At 39.3% G+C, this 247-nt stretch carries 1 pseudogene; it reads right to left on the bottom strand.

Annotated elements, in window-relative coordinates:
* Nucleotides 1-247, bottom strand: a pseudogene (locus tag ACIR131C_RS25910) (DUF4351 domain-containing protein); the annotation flags it as partial.

The raw sequence follows: 247 nt of genomic DNA, 5'->3' as shown, positions 1-247 counted from the left end.
AGATATTTTTTGCTCAAACACTAGGTTAACATCTACTTCCCACAGGTTGATGACTTGATAATCTTGATAAGCCTTTATACCTAATATTTCTGATTCATAGCGATTGGGGATTATTTGTTTAGTGCTTTGGGGGAGGATATTAATGAGAACTGGGTATACTTTTAAGTTGTAACGCTCTTCTGCTAGGGCTGTGTATGCCCGTAATCGTCGGGGCATTCTCTGATTGTAACGCAGTTGTAGTTCGTTC

The organism is Dolichospermum circinale AWQC131C (genome assembly GCF_000426905.1).
Taxonomy (GTDB): Bacteria; Cyanobacteriota; Cyanobacteriia; order Cyanobacteriales; family Nostocaceae; genus Dolichospermum; species Dolichospermum circinale.
The sequence above is the reverse complement of the archived record's forward strand: the minus strand, read 5'-3'. Positions and strand labels throughout refer to the sequence as shown.